The organism is Bifidobacterium sp. LH_743, assembly GCF_056355775.1.
In genome coordinates, this window is sequence record NZ_JBKESZ010000005.1 from 110016 (window position 1) to 132603 (window position 22588).

The 22588-nt window shown below is 59.0% G+C and carries 16 protein-coding genes, 1 tRNA gene and 1 CRISPR repeat array; of the genes, 10 read left to right on the plus strand and 7 right to left on the minus strand.

Annotated elements, in window-relative coordinates; translation table 11 throughout:
- Positions 1 to 82: 82 nt before the first annotated feature.
- Entirely contained in the window at positions 83 to 1630 is a 1548-nt protein-coding gene (locus tag AC1ATL_RS07855) for a DivIVA domain-containing protein (RefSeq protein ID WP_476569796.1), read from the minus strand.
- A 197-nt stretch (positions 1631 to 1827) separates the two neighbouring features.
- Here AC1ATL_RS07855 and AC1ATL_RS07860 point away from each other — a divergent pair.
- Positions 1828 to 1901: transfer RNA gene (locus AC1ATL_RS07860), tRNA-Val, on the plus strand.
- Positions 1902 to 2047: 146 nt separating this feature from the next.
- Here the strand turns inward: AC1ATL_RS07860 and AC1ATL_RS07865 are convergent.
- Complete coding sequence (locus AC1ATL_RS07865) at positions 2048 to 2473, minus strand: DUF3052 domain-containing protein (RefSeq protein ID WP_033499097.1); 426 nt, start codon at positions 2471 to 2473, stop codon at positions 2048 to 2050.
- A gap of 121 nt (positions 2474 to 2594) precedes the next feature.
- Positions 2595 to 3491, minus strand: coding sequence for a YlbL family protein (locus AC1ATL_RS07870; RefSeq protein ID WP_476569810.1), 897 nt, complete (start codon positions 3489 to 3491; stop codon positions 2595 to 2597).
- Between the two features lie 72 nt (positions 3492 to 3563).
- On the opposite strand from AC1ATL_RS07870, the gene AC1ATL_RS07875 reads away from it, so the two are divergent.
- A complete protein-coding gene (locus AC1ATL_RS07875) occupies positions 3564 to 5153 on the plus strand; it encodes a zinc-dependent metalloprotease (protein WP_476569797.1) in 1590 nt (529 codons plus the stop codon).
- Here the strand turns inward: AC1ATL_RS07875 and AC1ATL_RS07880 are convergent.
- On the minus strand, positions 5136 to 6644 hold the full coding sequence (locus tag AC1ATL_RS07880) for an ATP-dependent helicase (RefSeq protein WP_432624610.1): 1509 nt from the start codon (positions 6642 to 6644) through the stop codon (positions 5136 to 5138). The genes AC1ATL_RS07875 and AC1ATL_RS07880 overlap by 18 nt on opposite strands.
- A 153-nt stretch (positions 6645 to 6797) precedes the next feature.
- Here AC1ATL_RS07880 and AC1ATL_RS07885 point away from each other — a divergent pair, with 153 nt between their 5' ends.
- Together AC1ATL_RS07885 and AC1ATL_RS07890 are read left to right on the plus strand one after the other, a co-directional pair.
- Complete coding sequence (locus tag AC1ATL_RS07885; RefSeq protein ID WP_476569811.1) at positions 6798 to 8312, plus strand: phosphotransferase; 1515 nt, start codon at positions 6798 to 6800, stop codon at positions 8310 to 8312.
- A gap of 75 nt (positions 8313 to 8387) precedes the next feature.
- On the plus strand, positions 8388 to 8612 hold the full coding sequence (locus AC1ATL_RS07890; protein ID WP_432624631.1) for a DUF3107 domain-containing protein: 225 nt from the start codon (positions 8388 to 8390) through the stop codon (positions 8610 to 8612).
- 120 nt (positions 8613 to 8732) lie between these two features.
- Here AC1ATL_RS07890 and AC1ATL_RS07895 read toward each other — a convergent pair whose 3' ends face one another.
- Complete coding sequence (locus AC1ATL_RS07895; protein ID WP_476569798.1) at positions 8733 to 9617, minus strand: PHP domain-containing protein; 885 nt, start codon at positions 9615 to 9617, stop codon at positions 8733 to 8735.
- A gap of 130 nt (positions 9618 to 9747) precedes the next feature.
- Here AC1ATL_RS07895 and AC1ATL_RS07900 point away from each other — a divergent pair, with 130 nt between their 5' ends.
- Positions 9748 to 10401 (plus strand): vitamin K epoxide reductase family protein, encoded by a 654-nt coding sequence (locus AC1ATL_RS07900; RefSeq protein ID WP_476569812.1) that lies wholly within the window; start codon positions 9748 to 9750, stop codon positions 10399 to 10401.
- A 114-nt stretch (positions 10402 to 10515) separates the two neighbouring features.
- Here AC1ATL_RS07900 and dapF read toward each other — a convergent pair whose 3' ends face one another.
- Positions 10516 to 11415 (minus strand): diaminopimelate epimerase, encoded by a 900-nt coding sequence (dapF, locus tag AC1ATL_RS07905; protein WP_476569799.1) that lies wholly within the window; start codon positions 11413 to 11415, stop codon positions 10516 to 10518.
- A 106-nt stretch (positions 11416 to 11521) separates the two neighbouring features.
- Here dapF and murI point away from each other — a divergent pair, with 106 nt between their 5' ends.
- From murI to AC1ATL_RS07930, 5 genes are all read left to right on the plus strand, one after another.
- Positions 11522 to 12298 carry a glutamate racemase gene (murI, locus tag AC1ATL_RS07910; RefSeq protein WP_476569800.1) on the plus strand — a complete coding sequence of 259 codons (777 nt, stop codon included), beginning with the start codon at positions 11522 to 11524 and terminating at the stop codon, positions 12296 to 12298.
- Positions 12299 to 12397: 99 nt separating this feature from the next.
- Positions 12398 to 13246 carry a patatin-like phospholipase family protein gene (locus tag AC1ATL_RS07915; protein WP_476569801.1) on the plus strand — a complete coding sequence of 283 codons (849 nt, stop codon included), beginning with the start codon at positions 12398 to 12400 and terminating at the stop codon, positions 13244 to 13246.
- 14 nt (positions 13247 to 13260) lie between these two features.
- Positions 13261 to 14274, plus strand: a complete 1014-nt coding sequence (locus AC1ATL_RS07920; protein ID WP_476569802.1) for a LysR family transcriptional regulator — start codon at positions 13261 to 13263, stop codon at positions 14272 to 14274.
- A 148-nt stretch (positions 14275 to 14422) separates the two neighbouring features.
- Positions 14423 to 15634 (plus strand): MalY/PatB family protein, encoded by a 1212-nt coding sequence (locus AC1ATL_RS07925; protein WP_476569803.1) that lies wholly within the window; start codon positions 14423 to 14425, stop codon positions 15632 to 15634.
- Between the two features lie 429 nt (positions 15635 to 16063).
- On the plus strand, positions 16064 to 16573 hold the full coding sequence (locus tag AC1ATL_RS07930) for a DUF805 domain-containing protein (protein WP_476569804.1): 510 nt from the start codon (positions 16064 to 16066) through the stop codon (positions 16571 to 16573).
- A gap of 970 nt (positions 16574 to 17543) precedes the next feature.
- Here AC1ATL_RS07930 and istA read toward each other — a convergent pair.
- Positions 17544 to 18875, minus strand: coding sequence for an IS21 family transposase (istA, locus tag AC1ATL_RS07935; protein ID WP_476569805.1), 1332 nt, complete (start codon positions 18873 to 18875; stop codon positions 17544 to 17546).
- A 2126-nt stretch (positions 18876 to 21001) separates the two neighbouring features.
- Positions 21002 to 22471: direct repeats of the CRISPR family, unit length 36 nt; unit sequence TCCTCAACGAAGCCTGAGCTGAGAAGCTCAGGAAAC.
- Positions 22472 to 22588 lie beyond the last annotated feature (117 nt).

Below are 22588 nucleotides of genomic sequence, written 5' to 3' on the forward strand. Positions count from 1 at the left end.
CGATGGCTCGGCATTGGTTTTGCGATTATGTGGAACATGAGAACAGGCCGGCGGTCACGCCAGCCTGTTCGTCGGAAGTACGTCAGTCGAAGGACGGGAACGACAAATCCGGAATATCAAGATTCGCGCTGTCGATGCTCGTCGGGAAAAGCGCTTGGACAGGCTTGTCCGTTTCCTGCTTCTTTTCCTGTTCCTGCTTTGCCTTTGCCGGCGGCTCAGGCGCCGGAACGACAGGCTTGGCGGTCGGAACGGCGGATGTGGCTGGCTTCGGTTCCGGTTGAAGGGCCGACGTGGCGGGCTCAGGTGCCGTCGGCGCGGACGGCGCGGCCGACGTTGCCGCCACTGGCGTGGCGGACGTGGCAGGCTCAGGAGCAAAGGACGGCGGAACCGGAGCAGCAAGCGGACCCGGACTCGATGGGGCGGCGGGCTTCGGAGTTTCGGACATGGCCAGATTTGGCACCTGCGGGGTGAACGTGTTCTCCGTAACGCTCGCCGCATTAACCGCATGCGCCAAATGAGCCAAGGCGGCAAGCGAAGGATCGGATCCCGTTCCGGATTCCGCCGGAACAGGCTGGACGGTCGGAGTCTGCGGCGCGGAAGCCTGCGGAGCGCTGTCGGCAATCGGATCGAACACCTGGGTTTCCTCGGATGCCTTCGGCTTGGCGGGCAACGTAGTTGCCTGCGGACGGAACACCGGCGGAACCACCGGCGGGACGGCCGGTGCATCCGTCTTCGCCGTGGGCGCGCTCACCGGGGACGTTACCGCTGACGTGAAAATCTCATGCTCCGCCTTGTTCAGCGCATCGAAGGAATCCTTCTCATTGCCCGCCGCAGCGACCGTAACGGCTGGTGCGGATGGGACGGACGGCGCGCTTGCAGCGGCAGGTGCGGCGGATGCCGGGGCTGCAAACAACGGCGTGATCATCGGAGAACCACCATCAGCGGATGCCGACGCGATGTTGGATTGTGATTCTTCAGAAGGTTCTCCGACGAAATCGGCAACGCGCGCATACGATTCCAGTCGGGTCAGCAACTGGCCACAGGCGGCCAGATAATAATCGACCTGCCGCTCGTCGTACCCTTTCTTGCCTTTGCGCTGGGTGAAGACCACGTTGGAAATGGTCTGCGCATTCATGTCGGCAATCGCCTTGGCATCCTCTTCGCTGATCTGTTCAAGGCCCAATTCGCCGGCGGCTTTGGTCAGGCACTTGTCGATGACGCGATCCACCTGCTTACGGTCATAGCTGGGATTCTTTCCTTCGCCCGGCTTGAAACGCTCGCCCGGCTCACGCTCGGCGTGGGCATCAAGCTTCTTGAACAGGTCCTCTGTCTGTGCCTTCCAAGCGACACGGCCATGCTGGGAGATCTCCCAAGTGGTCTGCTTGTCCACCACGGCGCGTTCCAGACGGGCCAACGCCGCGTCCACCTGGGCGATCACATAGCCGCCCTTGACCAGTTCGAAGGAAACGTTCTGAATGTCATGCTGGGTGAGTTGTGCGCCTTCGCCCTCGTACAGCCTATGCGCGCGTTCAAGGAAAGCATCCACCTGTTCCGCATCATATCCCCACTTCCGCTTCGCGGCGCGTGCGATCCCCGATGCGTTCCTCTCGGTTTCAGGTTCCTGTGCCATTGGCGTTCAACCTCCTGCTACACGTATTAACGTCACTACTTTACGTGATTGATTCGACGCAGCCGTCATAAAAGACCGAATCGGCGAGAATCGGCCGCAATCCGCATCTTCGAAACCCCTCCGTCGGCATGGATTTCGTCTCGGATCGCCGACACGCGCGACCAACATTACGAACATACGGTACAGTGGATTGCTGCGGGCGATTAGCTCAGTTGGTTAGAGCGCCACCTTTACACGGTGGATGTCGGGGGTTCGAATCCCTCATCGCCCACTTTCTTTATCCCCCATGAATCCAAGGATTTCCAGTCGAGCCGACGGTGGTTCCACGTATTTCATCCACGTTCTGCCCGCATAACGAAAATAAAAAATCCCCTGATCGAAAGAATCAGGGGATTTGAAAATCACGAATAAAGGAATCTACCTGCCCTTGCCGAAAGCGCGCAGGCGGACGCCATTCCAATCGGCGCTGACGGTCAACGGAGTGGCCGCGTTCATGCCGGCGGTCTTGGCCGCGGACTGCACGGTGCTGGAGCTTGCCGCCCCTGGACGTCCCGGCTTCGGGGTCAGCACCCACAACGGACCATCGTCGCCGAGAACCGCGTATGCGTCCACGATGGTGTCGGACAACTCGTCCTCATCATCGCCGTCACGCCACCAGATGATCACGCCATCGACGGCGGAATCATAGTCCTCGTCGACCAGTTCCTCGCCGGTCAGTTCCTCGATCTTGGCGCGGATCGAGTCATCCACATCATCGTCCCACAACCATTCCTGTACCAGGTCGCCGGCGTGGAAACCGAATTCTTCAGCGTTATCAGATGCCGTTTGATTCACGTTCGCCAATATACCAACACAGCTCGAAATACATGTTACAGACGCTGGAATTGCTCACGTTTCGAGATTCCATGGCGATTTTCGGCAGCGTCTCGTCGCATCCCCCTGCCGATCATGGCCAATGGAACAGTCACTTCCCGGCGACGCACTTCGGCAGAGATCCGCCTTTGCCGTCGCGGATGGAGACCAACGCCTTGTACGCCTCGTCCAAGGTGCCGACCTTCACCACATGCAGGCCTTGCGGAACATGGCCGACGACGTCGGAACAGTTGGACTCCGGAGCGAGGAACCATGTGGCCCCATCGCGTTTCGCGCCGATCATCTTCAATCGGATGCCTCCGATGGCGCCGACCTCACCTTTGGCGTTCATCGTGCCCGTTCCGGCTATGGTCCTTCCTCCCGAAAGCTTCTCCCCGCTCACCTTGTCTATCAAACCAAGCGTGTACATCATGCCCGCGGATGGCCCGCCGATGTCATCGACGTGCATGGTCACCTTCATGCCCGACACATCATATCCGTGCGATTTGAGGAATTTCCTCGCCGCCGCCGTGGCCGCGTCCTGGGAGGACGCCATCTCCTTGCTGCTTTCCTTCTCGTAATCCTTGGCGCTTTGTCCGACCGGGAACACCGCCTCCTGCGGAAGCACCGTGGATTTCGGGTTCGCCCATGCCAGCAGGGCCTGCGCGTTGGACACCGGATAGCCCGGCACACCGGAGGCGTTGACCGTGACAAGCAGCAGTTCGCCGGAATCCTTGTGTGTCTTCACGCCCGACACCGAGATGACCTGCTTGCCGCCTACCGTGCCCAGCACATTCTGGGTCGGCCCGGGCCTCTGCACCACATACGCGCTGGGAAGGCAGAGAATCACCACGCAGAGCACGGCCGTGAACAGACCGGCGAGATATCGCCATGGGCGAACATTAAACCATCGTCCGACACGCCACCACCATCGTTTGAGACGCGGCAGAACGCCTTGGGATTTCCCCGTACGTGTGCTTTTGGCGTGAACTCGCTGTGTTTCCTGCATATCGGCCATGCCTCCCATACTATGGAAAGCAAACGAACTTAACAATCGCTTGGAACAAGGACAGGGGACGGTATGGACGAGAATGCGATCCGCCAGTGGCTTATCGATTGCTTCGGACCGATTCAGGGCGAAATGGCGTGGAACCAGCTTTCCAATATGCCGGAAGCCTTGCGCGACCAGCTGATGAGTCAGGATCCAAGCACGTTGCCCAAGCCCGAAGAAGTCAAATCCATGATGCAGGCGTTTACCGCGGGCGGACTCAACACCGTGGGCGACATCCAGCATGTCGCCGAGCAGGGGCCGATCAACATCAAACTGGCGAAATCGCTCGCCCTGCAAAAGGCCAATGGCACCGGCTCGGACGCCAGCGTCAGCGCGGAAAACGGTGAAATCGCCAGACGTGCCATCAGCGAGGCGAATCTGTGGCTTGACACCGCCTGCGAATTCAATCCGGCGCAGGGCGAGACGCAGCTGCTTACCCGCGCGGGATGGGTGGAAAGCACTCTCGATTCCTGGGCGCAGTTCGCCTCTCCCGTAGCCGAGTCGATGAACGACGCGTTGGCTTCGATTTTGTCGCAGCGTTTCGGCGACGGCGAAATCCAGCCTGAGATTTCGGGGATTTTCGCAGGCCCGGTCGAAATTCCGATTCCGGACGATATGAAGGATCCGGCCAAGCTGATGCGTTTTGTCGGCAACACGTCGTTCGCCATGCAGCTGGGACGCGCGGCCGGTGATTTGTCGCATGAGGTGCGTGGCAGCTTCGATCAGGGCATCGCATTGTCCAAGAATCCAGCAGGCGGACTCATCGTGCAGAATGTGGTCGAATACGCGAAGTCGCTGGACATCGACGTAAGCGAGGTGATGGGGTATCTCGCATTACAAGAGCTCGCTCATGCGCGCCTGTTCGCCTCCGTGCCGTGGCTGATGCCCCGTTTCGAGGCGTTGCTGGGCAAGTACGCGCGTGGCATCGCCATCGACATGGACGCCATGGAGGAGCAGATCCGCGAGGCCGAATCCATCGACCCGGATTCCATGGCCAGCGCGGTGAACATCACCAAGGTGGCGTTCCCGGACACACCGGAGCAGAAGCAGGCCATGGCCTCGCTGGAGAATCTGCTGGCGTTGGTCGAAGGCTGGGTGGATGCCGTCGTGTGGCGCGCCGGCATGGCGCACATCCCGCATATCGAACAGCTTCGTGAGATGCTCCGCCGCGAACGCGCCATCGGAGGACCGGCGGAGCGCACGTTCGAAAGCCTGGTGGGCATGCAGCTCCGTCCGAAGCGCATGCGCGAGGCGGCCGCGTTGTGGGAAAGCATCGGAGCGAAGGAAGGTCCCGAAGCACGCGACGCGAAGTGGTCGCATCCCGATTTGCTGCCGCAGCTGCCGGACGAGCAATCGCAGGACAACGCCGATGCCGCAACCGCCACGGCCGATGCAACGAACGCCGCCGGGGCCGACGGACAGGACTCCGCCGCATCGCAGGAAGCTTCCGGCTCCATTGATTGGGACGCCGAGCTGACCAAGCTGCTTGACGAGGAGGAGCACAAGCACGACGGCACAACAGATGCAGCCGGGCCCGACGGAACGGACGGATCCTCCGATGTCGACGGCGACGTTACGGACGGCGGAGCCGACAGCCCACGGTCACCGGAAGAATCGTGATTCCCTGCGCCAGCGTTCGCCCTCGTCGCCTTCGCGGGTGCGCGCGTAGGACACGTCGAGCGTATCCTCGGCACGAGTGATCGCCACATACATGAGTCGGCGTTCCTCTTCCAAAAGCTCGCCGGCGGGCGGTGAGCCATACGGCATCAATCCCTCCGAGCATCCGATCAGGAACACATGTTTGAACTCCAGGCCTTTGGAGGCGTGGATGGTGGAAATGGTCACGCCGCTCAGGTCAGCGCCCACACCAAGCGCCTCCAACATGGCCAGGCGGTTCTGGATGTTGTCCGCGAGCGCGGAACTCTGCCATCCACTGTCCCGTTTGATGCGGTAGCGCAGATGCTGTTCGGTCAATGCCCGGCAGAAGAGCCTCTGCTGCGCGTTGACTCGGGTGAGGATGGCACAGTCGCCGGCGGAGACTCCGTTGTCCACGAGTCTACGGATACGCGCGGCCACGCCTCGTGCTTCCTCGATGTCGCTGTTGTAGACGGTTTCGGAGACTCGACGGCCGTCTTCCCTTCCGGAGTTCAGTCTGAGATAGTCCTTGCGTTGCGGGGACGCAGCGAGTATGCAGTTGGCGTAGTTCACGATCTGGGGTGTGGAACGGTAGTCGGTGTTGAGTCTGACGTCCGCGGTGAGACGGCCGAATTCGGATGCGAAGTTGAGCAGGCTGTAGCTGCTTGCACCCGCGAACGAGTAGATGGTCTGTGCCGGGTCTCCTACCACACAGATGTTGCGGTTGCGGCCGAGCCAACGGGTGAGCAGGCGGTGCTGCAGCGGTGAGACGTCCTGGTATTCGTCGACGGTGATCCATTTGATGCCGGAACGCATGCTTGCCGCCACTTCTGGGTCGCTGTCGATAAGGTGGCAGGCTATCAGCAGGATGTCGTCGAAGTCGATTTCGTTGCGATTGGTTTTTTCGGCCTCGTACGCCTTGTAGACGTCCACGAATTGGTCCGACTCCAGTCCCGACGGCGGTTGGCGATGCGTGGCTGCGCAGACGCGTCCGTAGTCTTCCGGAGCGATAAGCGATATTTTGCACCAGTTGATTTCCGCTTGCAGGTCGCGCACGGTGTTGTCGTCGACTTGGGAGGTGGTGACGCGTTTCAAGGAGCGTCCCACAAGTTCGATTGGGTTTTTGGCCAGGAACGGCATGGGTCCTTCACACACGTCCGGCCAGATCTGGCGGACCTGGTGCAGTGCCGCGGCGTGGAAGGTCGCGGTTTTGACGTCGGCCGCGACGTTGAGTTTCGACAATCGGCTGCGCATTTCCGCCGCGGCTTTGACGGAGAAGGTCACGGCGATGGTTTTGCGTGGATCCCACTCTTTGGTGGCGCACGCATAGGCGATTCGACGGGTGATGGTCCGGGTTTTGCCCGCGCCCGCGCCCGCGATGATGCGGACGGGCCCCCATATCGCGCTGGCGGCCGTACGCTGCGCGTCGTCCAATCCGTCGAGAAGCTCTTGCGTTGTTGCACTCATGTGTTCCATTGTGGCAGATTGGCCGACGGGCGTGCCGCGTTCGCCTTCCGCCCATGCTTTTGCCCGTCGGATGGGATGTCCAGTCGATAAAAGCCGGAAAAGAGCGCGGTTTTACCGTCCGTTTGTATTAAGGTTGGGTTTGTGACCGAACGAAGCAAATTTATGATGGCCGCCTTGGCGAGCGCGGCGATGCCGAATGCCGTCATCGCGGGCGCGCGTGCCAGCGAACAGAATAACGCCACCGATGAGGGATATGGCATCGACCATGCCGTGGTGCAGGATTCCGTGGGTAGGCTGTATGACACGCTCGCTTCGAGCACTCCGGAGGGACGCAGGCGTCTTGCCGGACGGGTGCGTGCCGCGCAGACGTTGGCTCAGGCCCGGGAATTGGGTGGGCTTGGCTTCGATGTCGATCATGTGCTTGCTTTTTCCAATGGCGAACAGAAGAAGTCCGCCACGGGGGATGTTTCCGTGATGGTTGCCGTCCATCATCCCGGTCAGGCTCGTAGCCTGAGCTTGCTGACGTTGGATGATTGCGTCAGCGTGGGCACCGCTTTGGGCGCGATTCACCGTCTTCGTCCGGATTTTCTGCAGGAGGCGGGTTATCCGGTGTTCACCACGGGGCAGATTCGCGCGCAGCTGACCGCTTGGATCAAGAGGCTGCGTCAGGCGGGTCACGTTCCGCAGGAAATCACGACGAGCTGGTCGGACATTCTGGAAACCGATGGCTTGTGGTCGTTCACCACTTGCCCTGTGCATGGAGGCCTGTCCGACGGCGATGTGCTGTTCTCCGATTCGTCGATCACCGCCATCACGAATTGGCAGGATATGCAGGTCAATGATCCGGCACGTGATCTGGCTTGGATTTTCGCCCGGTTGGACGAGAACCATCGCAACGCGCTGCTGAGCGCCTATGGGCGCATGCTTGGCAATCGTCTGGACGACCTGATCATGCTACGCGCCAATCTGTGGTTGCAGATGGAGCAGGTGGGCGATTTCATCAACGCGTTGAACAAGGCCGACAGCGTCAAAATCATGCAGTTCAAGGCGCAGGTGGAGCGTCTGGCCCATCAGTTGGGTATGCTCACCGCCAAAACGCATAAGTCGAGCGAAACGCAGCAGGACGGTCAGCAGAACCGCAATCGCACGCCGAGCACCATTACCGTCGGCACGCTGCTGGATGAATCCGAGCGGCGGCGTCGGGAGGCCGCGGAGCGCAATGGCGCGGACGACACGAACGATGCCACGGGCGAGCGTCATATCGACGCCGTCGACATGGACGATGACAGGACCGGCGATTTCGATGTCACCGATTCCCATCCGGTACGCAGGACCGAACCAAGCGTCGAGGATGCCACGGAGTCGTACAATCCGGTTGGATCTGACGATACCGCCGAGCGTGGGAACACCACCGGGGATGGATCGTCCATCAGCACGTTCATCCCGGAGCAGTCCGCAAGGCAACGGCATGAATCACAACCGTCCAGCTCGACCATCGTGATCAGCAAACTGGAGACCGCCGACGGCAGCGATGACACGAACGAGGAAGCGATTCCTCAAGCTCACAGCGAAGCCGCGACCATGCTCATCCCGCTGCTCGAACGTGACGAGGCCACCATGCAGAAGGCCAAAGCGCAGGTCGACCAGCAGCAGGCATCCGCCCAACGCCAATCCTGAAGACACCGTCGAAGGAAAACCGCGCGTAGAATAAGCGCATATATCGCAAACGAACACTTTCTCACAAGGAGCATCATGGATATCGAACTGGGCATCCAGAACGTGGCACGCACCGTCACTTTCAGCACCGAGCAGAGCGCCGATGAGGTGAACGCCATCATCGCCGACGCCGTGGAGAACGGAAAGACCATCAATCTGACCGATGACAAGGGCCGTCGCATCGTGGTGCCGGCCGGCTCGCTCGGCTATGCCATCATCGGATCCGAAACCAAGCACGCCGTCGGTTTCGGCAATCTCTGATTCATTCGGATTCACTCGAATCGGATTTCAGACAAAACAATGAACGCCGGACCTGATGGTTCGGCGTTTTTTCATATTTGTTCATATTCGGAAGAGAACCGGCGGCATGGCGTGCGCCGTTCAGAATCGGCTGCCCGAATCCACGCCCCTGCGCATGATCTCACGCACGGTGTCGTCGTCGGTGAGGTTCTCCCCCAGCGCATTGGGTTTGCCTTTGCCATGCCAATCCGATCCGCCGGTCACCAGCAGGTCATGCCGGGACGCGATCGCAAGCAACCGTTCCCGCTGCTGTGGAGGATTGCCACAATGCCATACCTCCAAACCGTCCAGTCCGTCATCGATCAAAGCGTCAAGCTGCGCGTCGGACAGCAGTCTGCGATTGCGCCGAGGATCGCCCGCATGCGCGACGACCACCACGCCGCCCGCATTCTTGACCGCGGCGATGACCTCATGCGTAGATGGCGATGGCGTGGGAATGTAGTATTTCGATGTTGCGCTCACCGCGTCGGCGAACGCGTCGGAACGCGTCCGATACACGCCCGCGGCAACCAGCGCGTCGGCGATGTGAGGCCGTCCAATCGTGGTCTTCTCCCCCTCCTTCACTTGGGCGAGCACATCGTCCCAAGTAATCGGATAATCCTCCGCGAGCCGTTCCACCATGCGCTTCGTGCGATGCAGACGTGCGGCACGCGTATCGGCGAACATGTCGGCAATCCGGGTGTTGGCCGGATCGTATTGGAAGGCGAGCATGTGCACGGACACGTCATCATCGACGGCGGTGATCTCCGTGCCAAGGAGCAACGGCAATCCGACTTTCCCGGCGGCCGCACGCGCTTCCCGCCATCCAGCAGTGGTGTCATGATCGGCGATGGCCACACCGTGCAGACCGAGTAGCCGAGCCTGTTCGACCAGCGTGCCGGGCGTTTCCGTACCGTCGGAGAAAACGGTATGGCAGTGGATGTCCCAACCTTGCGCGGGCGACGCGACGTACCTCACTTGACTCATATGACTATCGTAAGCTCCGCCCTGCGGTTTTTCGCGTAGACTGTGACATGACAACGTTTGTATTTTCGATTTTCAAGGATTGACGATGGGCGATTTTGAAGGCAAAGCCGCCGAGAACGAGACCGACGCCATGACGGCGGATGTGGATGCCGTCACGACCGACGACGCTTTCACGAAACCGCGCGGCTGGCGTCACGGAGCCACATGGACGTATCTGATCATGCTGATCGCTTCGGCGGTGGCGTTGTTTGTATCGTTCATTCTGGCCGCGGATACGTTGAAGCTGGCCCGCAATCCCGGACAGAAGCTCAACTGCGATGTGAACGCCGTGCTGTCCTGTTCCACGGTGGCTGAATCCTGGCAAGCGGAGATCGTGAAATTCGCCGGGCTGAGTTTTCCGAACGCGTTCTTCGGCATCGCCGCCGAATCGGTGTTCGTGACGATCGCGGTGATCGGCCTGGCCAAGGTGGTCGTGCCGCGCTGGTTCGCCACCTGCACATGGCTGGGCGGACTCGCCGCATTGGCCTACTCGTATTGGCTGACCACGCAGTCGCTGTTCGTCATCAACGCGCTGTGCCCATGGTGTCTGGCGCTCATGTTCTCCACCACCGTGCAGTTCATGGCTCTCTCGCACGCCACGGTGGCGGTGCAGGATTTGCCGGCGGGGAACGTAGGGCTTCGCAAGTATTATCGGCTGAATTTCGATCTGATGGTCGACGCGGTGTGGATCGTTGCGCTGATCGTGGTCATCCTCGTCAAGGATGGTCCGATGCTGTTCGCCTGACATCGGACGGCACCGTATATTCCGTTTCACACACATAAGGAAGGCTGGCCCCACAGGGTCGGCCTTCCTCGTTGTTGCCGGCTTATGGTCCATTGCCGGCTTATGGCCACATGACTACAGCAATTCGATCTTGCCCACGATGGTGGCGCTGCCGGTGAGCCTCACATCCGTATCGGTCACGTCGACGCGCAGGGTGCCGCCGCGCACGGTGATCGTCCAATGGTCGATGCCGGTTTTGGCACGCAGCGTGACGGCCGTGGCGCATAGTCCCGTACCGCAGGACAAGGTCTCGCCGCAGCCACGCTCGTTGACGCGCATGGTGGCCTCGCCCGCATCGTCACCTTCGCTCTGCTCGTCGATGCGCACGAATTCGACGTTCTGATCCGTTGGAATCTCCGGGGAGACCACTGGTTTGACGGTCAGATCAAGATCCTCGACGTTCGGAAGGCTGGCAAACGCGTCCTCAAGCACAGCCACGACATGCGGATTGCCCATGTCCACGAACGTGCCTCGGGCGGAACCCGCCGTACCCGGAATCGTCACCTCATAACCATCGAGATTGCCACGCTTCCATGCGCCCATCTCAACCTGGAACACGTCCTTGCCGAGGCCCGGCACATCGCCGAGTGAAGTCAGGACCTTCACGCCGGCGCGGGTGCCGAGACGGAACGGCTGGCCGCCCGGCTGGTCGGCGATGCCCTGCCTCTGCGCGAACAAGGTGATCGCGCGGGTGCCGTTGCCGCACATTTCGGCCAACGACCCGTCGGCGTTGCGGTAGTCCATGAACCAATCCGCATTGCCGGCCGCGCAATCGGCAAGCTGGCCGTCACTCAGATCGGACACCGCCCGCGGATGCGCGAGACGGATCAGACCGTCGCCGCCGATGCCGAAATGGCGGTCGCACAAGAATCGCACCTCATCGGCGGTAGGCTCGTACACGCCATCAGCGTCGAGATACACCACGAAATCGTTGCCCGTGGCGTGCGCTTTGTAAACAATGCTTGGAATGCTCATACCGATTCACTCTACACGCGGTAGGCTATTGGAGTGTTTGGCGAGATGCGCGCATGATACGCTCGCGCGCGGAGCAACGCGGAACAGGCGGAACAAGGGAGGACGTATGGCTTCAACGGCACCGATCGGCGTTTTCGATTCCGGTTTGGGAGGGATCTCCGTGGCGCGTGAGATCCGCCGCGATATGCCGAACGAACGCGTGCTGTACTTCGGTGACTCCGCGAACGCGCCGTATGGCACGAAATCGCCGGAACGGGTGCGCGAACTGTCCGACACGATCGTGGAGCGTTTCGTGCGTCAAGGAGTGAAGGCGATCGTCATCGCATGCAACACCGCCACTTCCGCCGCCGCCAACGAACTGCGCGACAAGTACGACATTCCGATCATCGGCATGGAACCGGCATTGAAGGTGGCATGCGACCGAGGCCACGGCAATCGCCAGCACGTCATCGTCGCCGCCACTCCCCTGACGTTGAGGGAACGCAAATTCGCGGTGCTGATGGACCGTTTCAAGGCGGATCATACGATTTTTCCGCAGCCCTGCCCCGATTTGGTGGAAATCGTGGAGCGCGGACAGTTGGATGACCATGATGTGGTGATGCGCGCCCTGCACCGGTATTTCGATCAATACGATCTGTCCACGATCGACGCCGTCGTGCTCGGATGCACGCATTTCGTGTTCTACCGCGATTATTTCCGGGAGCTGCTGCCCGATACGGCGGCGGTCATCGACGGCAACGAAGGCACCGTACGCCATCTTGGAGTGGTGCTTGAATCGCTCGGCAAGCTCGCTCCGGAAGACACCCAGGGAGGCATCGAACTGTCGAATTCCGATACCTCTGAGGAAACAGCGAAATTGTCGCGGTCGCTGCTTGATCGCTGACCGCGAATGTCCCGACAAGACGCGTAAAGTCAGGAAACGGATTACCAGCGAAACGAACAGAAGCGAATATGGTACGCATGGAGTGAAAGGACGGCGCATATGGCCAACAGGACAGCAATGATCGACGTCGGCGGCGGATTCCGCGCGATTTACGGCGCGGGCGTGATGGACCGCATGCTGGAGGATGATGTGCATGTCGACCATTGCTATGGCATCTCCGCAGGAAGCGCCAACATGGTCTCCTATATCTCCCGCCAGCACGGACGCACCCATAAGTTCTACACCGAGTACGCGTTTCGCAAGGAATACGCGAGCCTCGACAGCTACATCAAGAACCACAACTACGCCAACCTCGACTACGTGTACAGCACGCTGAGCAACCATGACGGCGAGAATCCGGTGGATTATGAGGCGTTCGCGGCGAATCCGACCGGCTTCACCGTGGTGGCGTGCAATGCGGACGACGGGTCCACGAAGTACTTCGACAAGTCGGATGTGGGATACGACAATTTCGACATCATGAAGGCGTCCTCAGCCGTTCCGGTGGCCTGCGAACCGTATGTGATTGACGGCGTCCCCTACTACGATGGGGGCATCGCCGACCCGATTCCCGTGCAGAAGGCGATAGACGACGGCTACGATCGCATCGTGGTGATTCTCACCCGTCCGAGGGACACCGTACGTGAGCAGAAGAAGGATGTGGGTCCGGCCGCGATTCTGAAGCGCACGCATCCGGAGGCCGCGGAAAAGCTGATGAACCGGTACCAGACATACAACGACGAAGTGGCGTTGGCTAAGGAATACGAGAAGGATGGCCGCGTGCTCATCCTCGCTCCGGAAAGCATGTACGGCCTGAATACGTTGAGCAAGTCGTATGAAGGCTTGGAACGCATGTACAGGGCCGGCTATGCTGCAGCCGAAGCGATTCCGGCGTTTTTGGCAAGCTGAACGGAATCACGGCAGTGTCGAATCGCATGGACGCGCATGGCGGCGAGACGACCGATGATGCTTCAGGACAGGGAGTTGGCACGTCGGCCAGCGTGCCAACCCTCAATCCGCAGATTCTCGTGACCCTATGGCACGTGGAACGGTTGGGATCCTTCTCGGCCGTGGCCCGCGAGACGGGGTTCTCCCAGCCTGCCATCAGCCAGCAGATTCGGCGGTGCGAACAGGACGTCGGAGCAAAGCTAGTGGATCGCACGTCACATGGCGTCAAACTCACGCCAGTTGGCCGCATCCTGGCAAGACACGGCCAACTGATCGACAACCGTCTCATCCAAGCCGCCAAGGATGTAGAGGAATATCGGCGCAACGGTTCGACGCACATCCGTCTGGTGGCCCCGCCATCCGTATGCTCGTCATTTGTGGCACGCGTGCTCGTGCACATCGGCAAAACCTCCGACATCCGCGTGAGTCTGATGCAGATGGAGCCTCCCGAAGCCATGGAGGCCTTGGAACAAGGGCTTGCGGACTGCGCGATCACCTTCCAATACAATTCGCTGCCCATAGCCGATCAGCCAGCCGATTTGGAGGTCGACCCGTTCGGCGTCGATCCGCTGATGCTGCTGGTCAGCGCAAACAGCAGGATTGCGCGCGAGCAGGTGGATTCGGAAGATGCCGTGCAACTGGCGTGCGCGGCCGGCGAACAATGGATTGCAGGTTGCGAGACCTGTCAGGCCAATCTGGTCCGTCTGGCACGCGCGGCCGGCTTCACGCCGGAAATCACGCATTCCACTGACGACTATTGGGCCACACAGAATCTCGTGGAAGTCGGCATGGGAGTGTCGATCGTCTCGCATCTGGCCACGACGGCCGGCCTGCAACCCGAATTGGTGGCGCTGCCCATCGCCGACGACAACGCGTACCGCACAGTCTGCTTCGTCACGCGCAAAGCGGACAATCGACCAGCCGTGGCCTGCGTGAAAACGGCGATTCGCAAGGCATCGCAACGCTATCTGGAACACTACCGCCAGTAAAATACCGGCAACGCAACACCGCTTAACTGCAAGACCTATGGTTTTGCAATAGCCACAACCCATGATATAAGCAAACCTCATAACAGTCTCAGCATTCTGCCGAAGAACACACCATCATCCCGCACGGCAATCGACCATGCTGGACAGCATGGAAGAAAACAATCACACCAACTCCGGCTTCGATGCCGACGCCATCGACCACACCACCGCCGCCGACCTGGCCGAAGTCGGTTCCGACAAATGGACCCGCTACCCCGGCTGCATCGGCGCGTTCATCGCCGAAATGGACTACGGTCTGGCGCCCTGCATCCAACAGGCCATCGACAGCGCCTGCGACCATTGCAAACTCGGCTACATCCCGGAACCGTGGAAGCACCGGGTGGCCGAAGCCTGCGCCGGATGGCAGAAGCGGCATTATGGCTGGGAAGTCGACCCCGGCATCATCCGCGTGGTGCCCGACGTGCTGGAAGCCTACGAACTGTTCCTGCGCGAACTGGTCGGAGCCGGCAACAGCATCGTGGTGCCGACGCCCGCGTACATGCCGTTCCTGAGCGTACCGAAGCTCTATGGCATCGACGTAATCGAAATCGAAATGACCACAGGCACGAACGCCGACGGACAGCGCGAATGGCTGTTCGACTTCGACGCCATCGAACGCGCGTTCGCGGCCGGCTGCCACGCCTTCGTGCTCTGCAACCCCCACAATCCGATTGGCAAAGTACTCACCTTGGACGAGGAACGGCGCATCAGCGACCTCGCCGCCAAATACGACGTACGCATCTTCAATGATGAGATCCATGCGCCGTTCGTGTTCGAAGGACGGCACATTCCGTTCCCGACCATCAGCGAGACCGCGGCGCTGCAGTCGATGACCGCCACCAGTGCGTCCAAATCATTCAATATCCCGGGCACCAAATGCGCGCAGGTGATTCTCACCAATCCCGCCGATCGTGCGATGTGGGCCGAACGAGCCGAATGGAGCGAGCACCAAACCGCCACAATCGGCGCAATCGCCACCACCACCGCATACAACGAAGGCGACCCGTGGTTCCAGGATGCATTCGCCTATGTGCGCCGCAATCTGGATCTCTTCGACGAGCGGATGACCACGCGGTTCAAAGGAGTCGGCTATATCAAGCCGCAGGGCACGTACATCGGCTGGCTTGATTTCTCGGGACTCGGCCTTGACGATCCAGCAGCCTATTTCCTCGACAAGGCGAAGGTGGCGCTGACCGACGGACGCTCGTGCGGGCAAGCGGGCAAGGGTTGTGTACGTGTGAACGTGGCGATGCCGTACCCATTGCTGGCCGAATGCCTGGACCACATGTACGACGCATTGCATGCGGACGGCCTGCTGTGACAGGAGAAGAACCGCGGCAGACGGTTGACGCGACGGATTGTTGCGCTATGGGCAAACCGACGCATGATACGATGACGGCGTTCCCCCGACGCCGTCGGACATGCGACCCCACATTCACTCCAGAGAAAGTCTCAGCGAATGAGCGATCACCACGACCACCCCAATCCCGAAAATCCACCGCCTGAAAATACAGTTCCCGGAAGTCCACCGGCGAATTCGCAAATCACATATGCGCAGTCCTCATACGGGCCTGCATGCGCGTCTCGACCCACGTATGTGACGCGTTCCATCGGATTCCAACCCGTTGGAACGCCTATGCGGACATCGTTCCAACAGCCGTCTCCGCAACAGCCATCCCAGCAAAGGCCACGAAGGGAATCGTGGTTCTCCTACAAAAACGGCGTTCCTCCGAGGCGGAACGGCAAGTGGATGCCCGACCATCAATGCGGTCCCGGCAACGCCGTCAAACGGTTCTTCGAAGGCTACATGGAATTCAGAGGACGTTCCAGCAGACGGGAATTCTGGCTGGCCATGTTGTTCGTCGTGCCGATGACCGTTCTCCCGTTCCTCTTCCCGCCTTTCGGAACGCTTATGGGACTGCTCTGGTCGCTGGCCATCGCGGTGCCGTTCCTGGCCATTTCCATACGAAGGCTGCACGACGCGAACCGCAGTGGATGGTGGCTTCTTCTGGGGCATTCCGGCAACATCCTCGCTATTGCGATCCTGGCCTTCGTCGCCGTCGGCATGATGTTCATCGGCATCGGCGCGATCATGATAATCCCGAATGAGATGAGGCTCGACTTCCATGATCCGAACACGTTCGCGGGACAGCTGCTCATCCTGCTTCATATCAGCTTCGGCTGTCTAGGCGTCTCTCTGATCATCCAGGCGTGCCTGTATTCGCTGCCCAGCAAGCCAGAAGGCGCGCGCTTCGACTGACGTTCCGGATGAAAATGGCGAATGAAGCGGCGTCCGCGACGCGCATCAGCTCACTGCCGAGACATTGCCGGACGGCTGTGTCATATTCCATGAATACATCTATGACACGTTGCGATGCCCAAAGAGGAAAGGGCTTTCACGGCGATGTTTTAGCGATGTTCCTCGCATGCTATGGCAGGAGTGGAATAGCGATGATGCCCGATTGCCAGTCCGCTTTACGGCAGATGGCAATTCAATTATGCTGTGAAAGTCCACATTCCGTGAAAGTCCACATTGATTCCTTCGAAGCAACTCCACCTCGCGGCGAAAGTCCACATCCGGATTACATCAATGAAGATCAAACCAAGAAAACCAAGAGATTGTGGACTTTCACAGCCAACAGCAACCGGACCACACCATAACGGGACCCAAACCAGCGAACTCAGCAGACTATTCGACGGTGAAAGTCCACATCGCCCTCTCCGAAATAACACTCGGTCACGCTGCAAAAGTCCACTTCAGATTCGCTGATGAAACGCAAACCGCGAATCTCAGAAAATGTGGACTTTCACAGCCATCAGAGACCAAGTCGTAAGCGGCGAAAGTCCACATCCGCTTCCGACAAAACAACCAGTCCAGTTATGCTGTGAAAGTCCACTGAGTATTCGTAGTTTTCAAGGCCACTGATTATTCCCTTTCAAGGCCACCGTTATTGCCGAAGAGGGCCAGTGGCGGACCATTCCAAGGCCACTGGCCCCCTAGGGTCAGGATTCGAGCATGGACCGTCCGTGCCGTTGCCTCATGTTGAACTCGCCGGTGTCGATCCAGTTGGGCATCGGTATCGCCATCGTCCTTTCCTTCCCGAGCGCCGCCGGCTGCAACCGGCGGATTTGTTTTTGGGTCACGTCTCGGGAATATACAGGCACGGCGGGCTGGTGCCTGTTTTCGTCTGGGCGGTCACACGGTGCAGTTTCTGCTGGAAACCGGCAGCCTATGCTGCGGAAAAATAGTGCAGAAATTGCTTAAGAAAAATTGAAGCAAAACAGGCGCAGTCCGGGCCGACGCGTCGAGCCCACTTCTCGCAGCGTTCCCGGTCCCATTGCCTCCAGACGGTCCTCCCGGGCAGGTCGGTCTCGTTCGTGCTGTATTGGTTGACGGCCGTGGCCGGCAGGAGCCGGTGCGTGCAGAGCCTGGAACCCCCGTGCCACGCCTCGAGCGTGCCGGCGCCGACGCGCAGGTCCACGGTGGCCCCGGCGTACGCGTACGGGACGGAATACCAGTTGCGCGCGTACGCGACATGGCAGTCGGACCGCACCTTCCTGCCGTAGATCCAGTCCGCCACCTCGTACGCCGTTTCCGGCAGCGGCGTCAGCAACGGCCTCTCCTCGGACTCGAACACGGAACGCCTGGACCCGTCGCGTTTCTGGAACGGGCGGGAGTTGTACTCGTCCAGCCACGCGCGGATGGCGGCGCGCAGCTCGTCCAGCGATCCGAAAGAGCGGTCGCGCATCGCGCCGGCCAGCGCCATGGTCGCGTGCCATACCGTGTTCTCCGCGGACGGCTTGTCCTTCGGCCTGCGCACGCGTCCCGGTATCACCGCGGCGGAATAGTGCTCGGCCATGGAACGGTACGCGTCGTTGAGCACGACCTCGCCTTCGCGCGGATGGCTGACCACTCCGGTCTTGAGGTTGTCGCACACCAGCCGCGGCGTGGAGCCTCCGAACCATTCGTACATCGCGACGTGGCACCGCAGCCACGCGTTCTGGCCCATGTCGAGCGTCGGCTCCACGAACGCGTACCGGCTGAACGGCAGCACGCCGACGAACAGGTACGCCTTGGACGCGTCGCCCGTGACCGGGTCGACGATCCGCATGGTCTTGCCGGCCCAGTCGACCTCGATGGTGCGTCCGGCCTTGTGCTCGACCCTGCTCGTCACACCGTTCCTCGCCACGTACGCGGCGTACTGCTTGCAGAAACGGTCGTAGCCCATGCGCGGTCTGCCGGCGCCGGCGCATTCGTCGGCGTACTCGCCGTGCAGGATGCGCAGCGTCACGCCGACGCGGGCGAGCTCGCGGTGGATCCTGGCCCAGTCGGGCTGCTCGTACACGCTTTCCCGTTCGCCCCTGCCGGGGAACAGCATCGAATACACCTCGTCGTCGGGTTTCGCGGCCACGTCCGGATAGGCGATTCCCGCGGAGGCCGAGGCGGACAGCACCTCGGCCACGCTCTGCCTCGCGATTCCCAGTGATCTGGCTATCGCCCTGCCGGACAGGCCCTGGTCGTTCAGGCGGAGTATCGCCTTGGCCTTGATTTTCCTTACCATGTTGGCAGCTCCTTTCACCACACGTGCCTCGCATGGTGAAAGGAGCCTAACAAGCGGTGGCCTTGATGCGCAATAACGATGGCCTTGAACTGCAATAATCGTCAAACAGCACGATTGGCCCTCTTCGGCAATAACGATGGCCTTAAAACAAGCAAATATTCATCCACATCACCATCAACAAGATCTAATCAAAGAAACCTTGAAAATGTGGACTTTCACAGCAGCTACCAGCAAAGGCACGTTTCGACAACGCCTGAAACACGAACCTTAGTAGACAATGAAGCGGCGAAAGTCCACATCCGTCCTCATCCAAAACCTGAACTAGAAAACCTTGGAAACTGTGGACTTTCACAGCCATTACCAGCTAGAACGCCTCCCAACAAGGACCAATATGAGAAAACTCAAAAACGATACGGCTGTGAAAGTCCACATCGCTTTCTCCAGAACAACTGGCCTGATCTTGCTGCGAAAGTCCACACCTTAGACGCGTAGCAAAGCCAGAACCAAGAAATCTGAGAAACCCTAGAATGTGGACTTTCACAGCCAACATCAACTGGAACACATCTCAACAAAACCAAATCCAAGCCTCCAAAAGTCCAGCATGCTGTGAAAGTCCACAACGTCCTCTCCGAAATAATGCTCAACCACGCGGCGAAAGTCCACAACGACCCCGGTACGACTCGGTCACGCTGCAAAAGTCCACACCGCTTTCCATGAAACCACTCGCTAATCCATGCTGCGAAAGTCCACATCCGAATCTCTCCGGCAAAGCAGGAAACGGGAGAATCTAAAAAAGTGGACTTTCACAGCCACCAACAGCTAAGACAATTTTCAACGAAGGCCGAAAATGCGAAGGTCAGCAGACAATAAGCCGCGAAAGTCCACATCTGAATCTGTCAATGAAATGCCGAACCGAGGAACCCGGAAGAATGTGGACTTTCACAGCAATCACCAGCTGTAATGCTCTTCAGCAAAGCCCGGAGCCAAATCCAAAGAAACAGCCCAGCCATGTGTGAAAGTCCACATCCATTTTCAACAAAATCCAATCCGAGAAAAATCTGAAAATATGTGGACTTTCACCGCCATTAACAACCGGAACGCACCACGACGGAACTCGAACCGAAAAGCTCAACAGACTATGCGGCTGCGAAAGTCCACAATAATTCCCTCAGTACGACCCGGCCGTGCGGCGAAAGTCCGCATCCGCTCTCAACAAAACCCGGACCATAAAACCTTGGGAATTGTGGACTTCCGCAACCGTTATCATTGGGACGCTTCACATAACAAAGCCCGATACGAGAAGGCTTAGGAAACGATAAGGCGGCAAAAGTCCACACCATACCATCAGAACCGCCAATGCAACTACGCTGTGAAAGTCCACATCCAAATCACCGCAATAAGCCCCGGATAGAAAGTCCAGAAAAGTGTGGACTTTCACAGCCAATGTCAACTGGAACATCCCTCAACAAAAAGCACGATGCGAATAAGCTCGAAAACGTTGTGGCGGTGAAAGTCCACATCGAATCCGTCAATGCACAACACTGATCGAGAGACCTAAAATATATGTGGACTTTCACAGCCACTATCGATATGTCGCGCCTTGCAAAGCCCAAGATAAAAAGCCCAGTAAATTATGCGATGACAAAATTCCACACCGCTTTCCATCAGAACGACCAGCTCAACTACGCTGCGAAAGTCCATACCGGCCTCCTCCAATGAAACCGCCAAGGAAATCGAGAGAATGTGGACTTCCGCAGCAACCAGGGGCCAAAGTACGTCCAACGGAGATCGCAACAAAAAGCCTGACGAACGATGACGCTGCGAAAGTCCACACCAGCATTCCCCTCAACAAAATTCAAACCGGAGGACACTGGAATGTGGACTTTCACAGCCAACCAACCCAGGACACACTTCAATGAAGCCTGAACTGAGAAGCTCAGGAAACTTGCTGGGGTTGGTGTTGCCTGGTACGAATGCGCCGCCTCCTCAACGAAGCCTGAACCTAGAACTCAGGAAACGGCGTGCAGGATATCAGCAAGGCCCGTGACTACAACATTCCTCAACGAAGCCTGAGCTTAAAGCTCAGGAAGCCAAGGGAGATTCTATCATGTCGTTCTCACTTTTTGTCCTCAACGAAGCCTGAGCTGAGAAGCTCAGGAAACTTCCCAGGTCCGTGTCCAGGCCGATGGTGACCTCAGTTCAACGAAGCCTAAGCTTAGAAGCTCAGGAAACTGGGCGCAGGTGGTCATGAGTCGCACAATCATGATCCTCAATGAAGCCTGAGCTGAGAAGCTCAGGAAACGCCATTCTTCGCGGCCAGAGCCTGATAGGTCGTGCCACCCCAATGAAGCCTGAGCTGAGAAGCTCAGGAAACTTCCGTGTCTCCGTGGCCTTTCGCTGCGGCATGGCAACCCCAATGAAGCCTGAGCTGAGAAGCTCAGGAAACGCCATTGGTAATAATTCCAAGAAGTTCCATTTCACCCCAATGAAGCCTGAGCTGAGAAGCTCAGGAAACTGACCGGGGTCTGGTTGCTGACGTAGTCGAGGCCAACCCCAATGAAGCCTGAGCTGAGAAGCTCAGGAAACGGCTTGAACCATCTATGCGACGCCTACGATTCGATACTCTCCTCAACGAAGCCTGAGCTGAGAAGCTCAGGAAACTCCACACGTCTTCAGCTGACATGTCGTCTCCTTCCATCCTCAACGAAGCCTGAGCTGAGAAGCTCAGGAAACACGGTTTCCTGATAGGCGAACCACTTCGTGTCCTGGTCCTCAACGAAGCCTGAGCTGAGAAGCTCAGGAAACGTTGTGGGCTGACTTCCATGTTGGGCAGCAAATGTACGTTCCTCAACGAAGCCTGAGCTGAGAAGCTCAGGAAACTCGCCAAATTGGAAAAGCTGGACGCGCACTGCTGGTCCTCAACGAAGCCTGAGCTGAGAAGCTCAGGAAACTGCTGTGCCAGTGGGTGACCGCAGACGTCATACCTCCTCAACGAAGCCTGAGCTGAGAAGCTCAGGAAACTTGATGGCTCACGCGGGCAAGGACGCGCCGTTCATTCCTCAACGAAGCCTGAGCTGAGAAGCTCAGGAAACGGGGTTCGCTTTCATGTTGATTTCCATGCAGATGATCCTCAACGAAGCCTGAGCTGAGAAGCTCAGGAAACCGCTCCGCCGCCGGCAATGGCTCCACAACAACGATCCTCAACGAAGCCTGAGCTGAGAAGCTCAGGAAACCAGTGCCTTCGGCAGCTGCTTGTCGATGGCGACCTCTCCTCAACGAAGCCTGAGCTGAGAAGCTCAGGAAACCGGCGCATTCCACGCGGGCCTGCACTGGGACCTGACTCCTCAACGAAGCCTGAGCTGAGAAGCTCAGGAAACTTGTTTCCATCATCCAACATCATTTTCAATAAATATATTCCTCAACGAAGCCTGAGCTGAGAAGCTCAGGAAACCTCTACGCCGCGTCGGAAACCCTCGGCCGACTCGACCGTCCTCAACGAAGCCTGAGCTGAGAAGCTCAGGAAACGAACTCACCCCGATCGGCGAGACGGCCATCCAGGCTCCTCAACGAAGCCTGAGCTGAGAAGCTCAGGAAACTTGACGGAAAAGTGAACTGCGCCCCGATTGTTGGACGCTGTTAATTAGGATACAGCCCTAGACCGCGAGGGACATGCCCCGGAACTCCTCCGGGGTGCGTCCCTCGAGTCGTATCTG

Coding starts and splice junctions, on each gene's coding strand:
- AC1ATL_RS07930 (WP_476569804.1), top strand. CDS start 16,064: ATGCCCGACCATCAATGCGGTCCCGGCAACGCCGTCAAACGGTTCTTC.
- dapF (WP_476569799.1), bottom strand. CDS start 11,415: ATGAGCATTCCAAGCATTGTTTACAAAGCGCACGCCACGGGCAACGAT.
- AC1ATL_RS07915 (WP_476569801.1), top strand. CDS start 12,398: ATGGCCAACAGGACAGCAATGATCGACGTCGGCGGCGGATTCCGCGCG.
- AC1ATL_RS07855 (WP_476569796.1), bottom strand. CDS start 1,630: ATGGCACAGGAACCTGAAACCGAGAGGAACGCATCGGGGATCGCACGC.
- AC1ATL_RS07890 (WP_432624631.1), top strand. CDS start 8,388: ATGGATATCGAACTGGGCATCCAGAACGTGGCACGCACCGTCACTTTC.
- AC1ATL_RS07925 (WP_476569803.1), top strand. CDS start 14,423: ATGGAAGAAAACAATCACACCAACTCCGGCTTCGATGCCGACGCCATC.
- AC1ATL_RS07900 (WP_476569812.1), top strand. CDS start 9,748: ATGACGGCGGATGTGGATGCCGTCACGACCGACGACGCTTTCACGAAA.
- istA (WP_476569805.1), bottom strand. CDS start 18,875: ATGGTAAGGAAAATCAAGGCCAAGGCGATACTCCGCCTGAACGACCAG.
- AC1ATL_RS07870 (WP_476569810.1), bottom strand. CDS start 3,491: ATGCAGGAAACACAGCGAGTTCACGCCAAAAGCACACGTACGGGGAAA.
- AC1ATL_RS07880 (WP_432624610.1), bottom strand. CDS start 6,644: ATGGAACACATGAGTGCAACAACGCAAGAGCTTCTCGACGGATTGGAC.
- AC1ATL_RS07875 (WP_476569797.1), top strand. CDS start 3,564: ATGGACGAGAATGCGATCCGCCAGTGGCTTATCGATTGCTTCGGACCG.
- AC1ATL_RS07895 (WP_476569798.1), bottom strand. CDS start 9,617: ATGAGTCAAGTGAGGTACGTCGCGTCGCCCGCGCAAGGTTGGGACATC.
- murI (WP_476569800.1), top strand. CDS start 11,522: ATGGCTTCAACGGCACCGATCGGCGTTTTCGATTCCGGTTTGGGAGGG.
- AC1ATL_RS07885 (WP_476569811.1), top strand. CDS start 6,798: ATGATGGCCGCCTTGGCGAGCGCGGCGATGCCGAATGCCGTCATCGCG.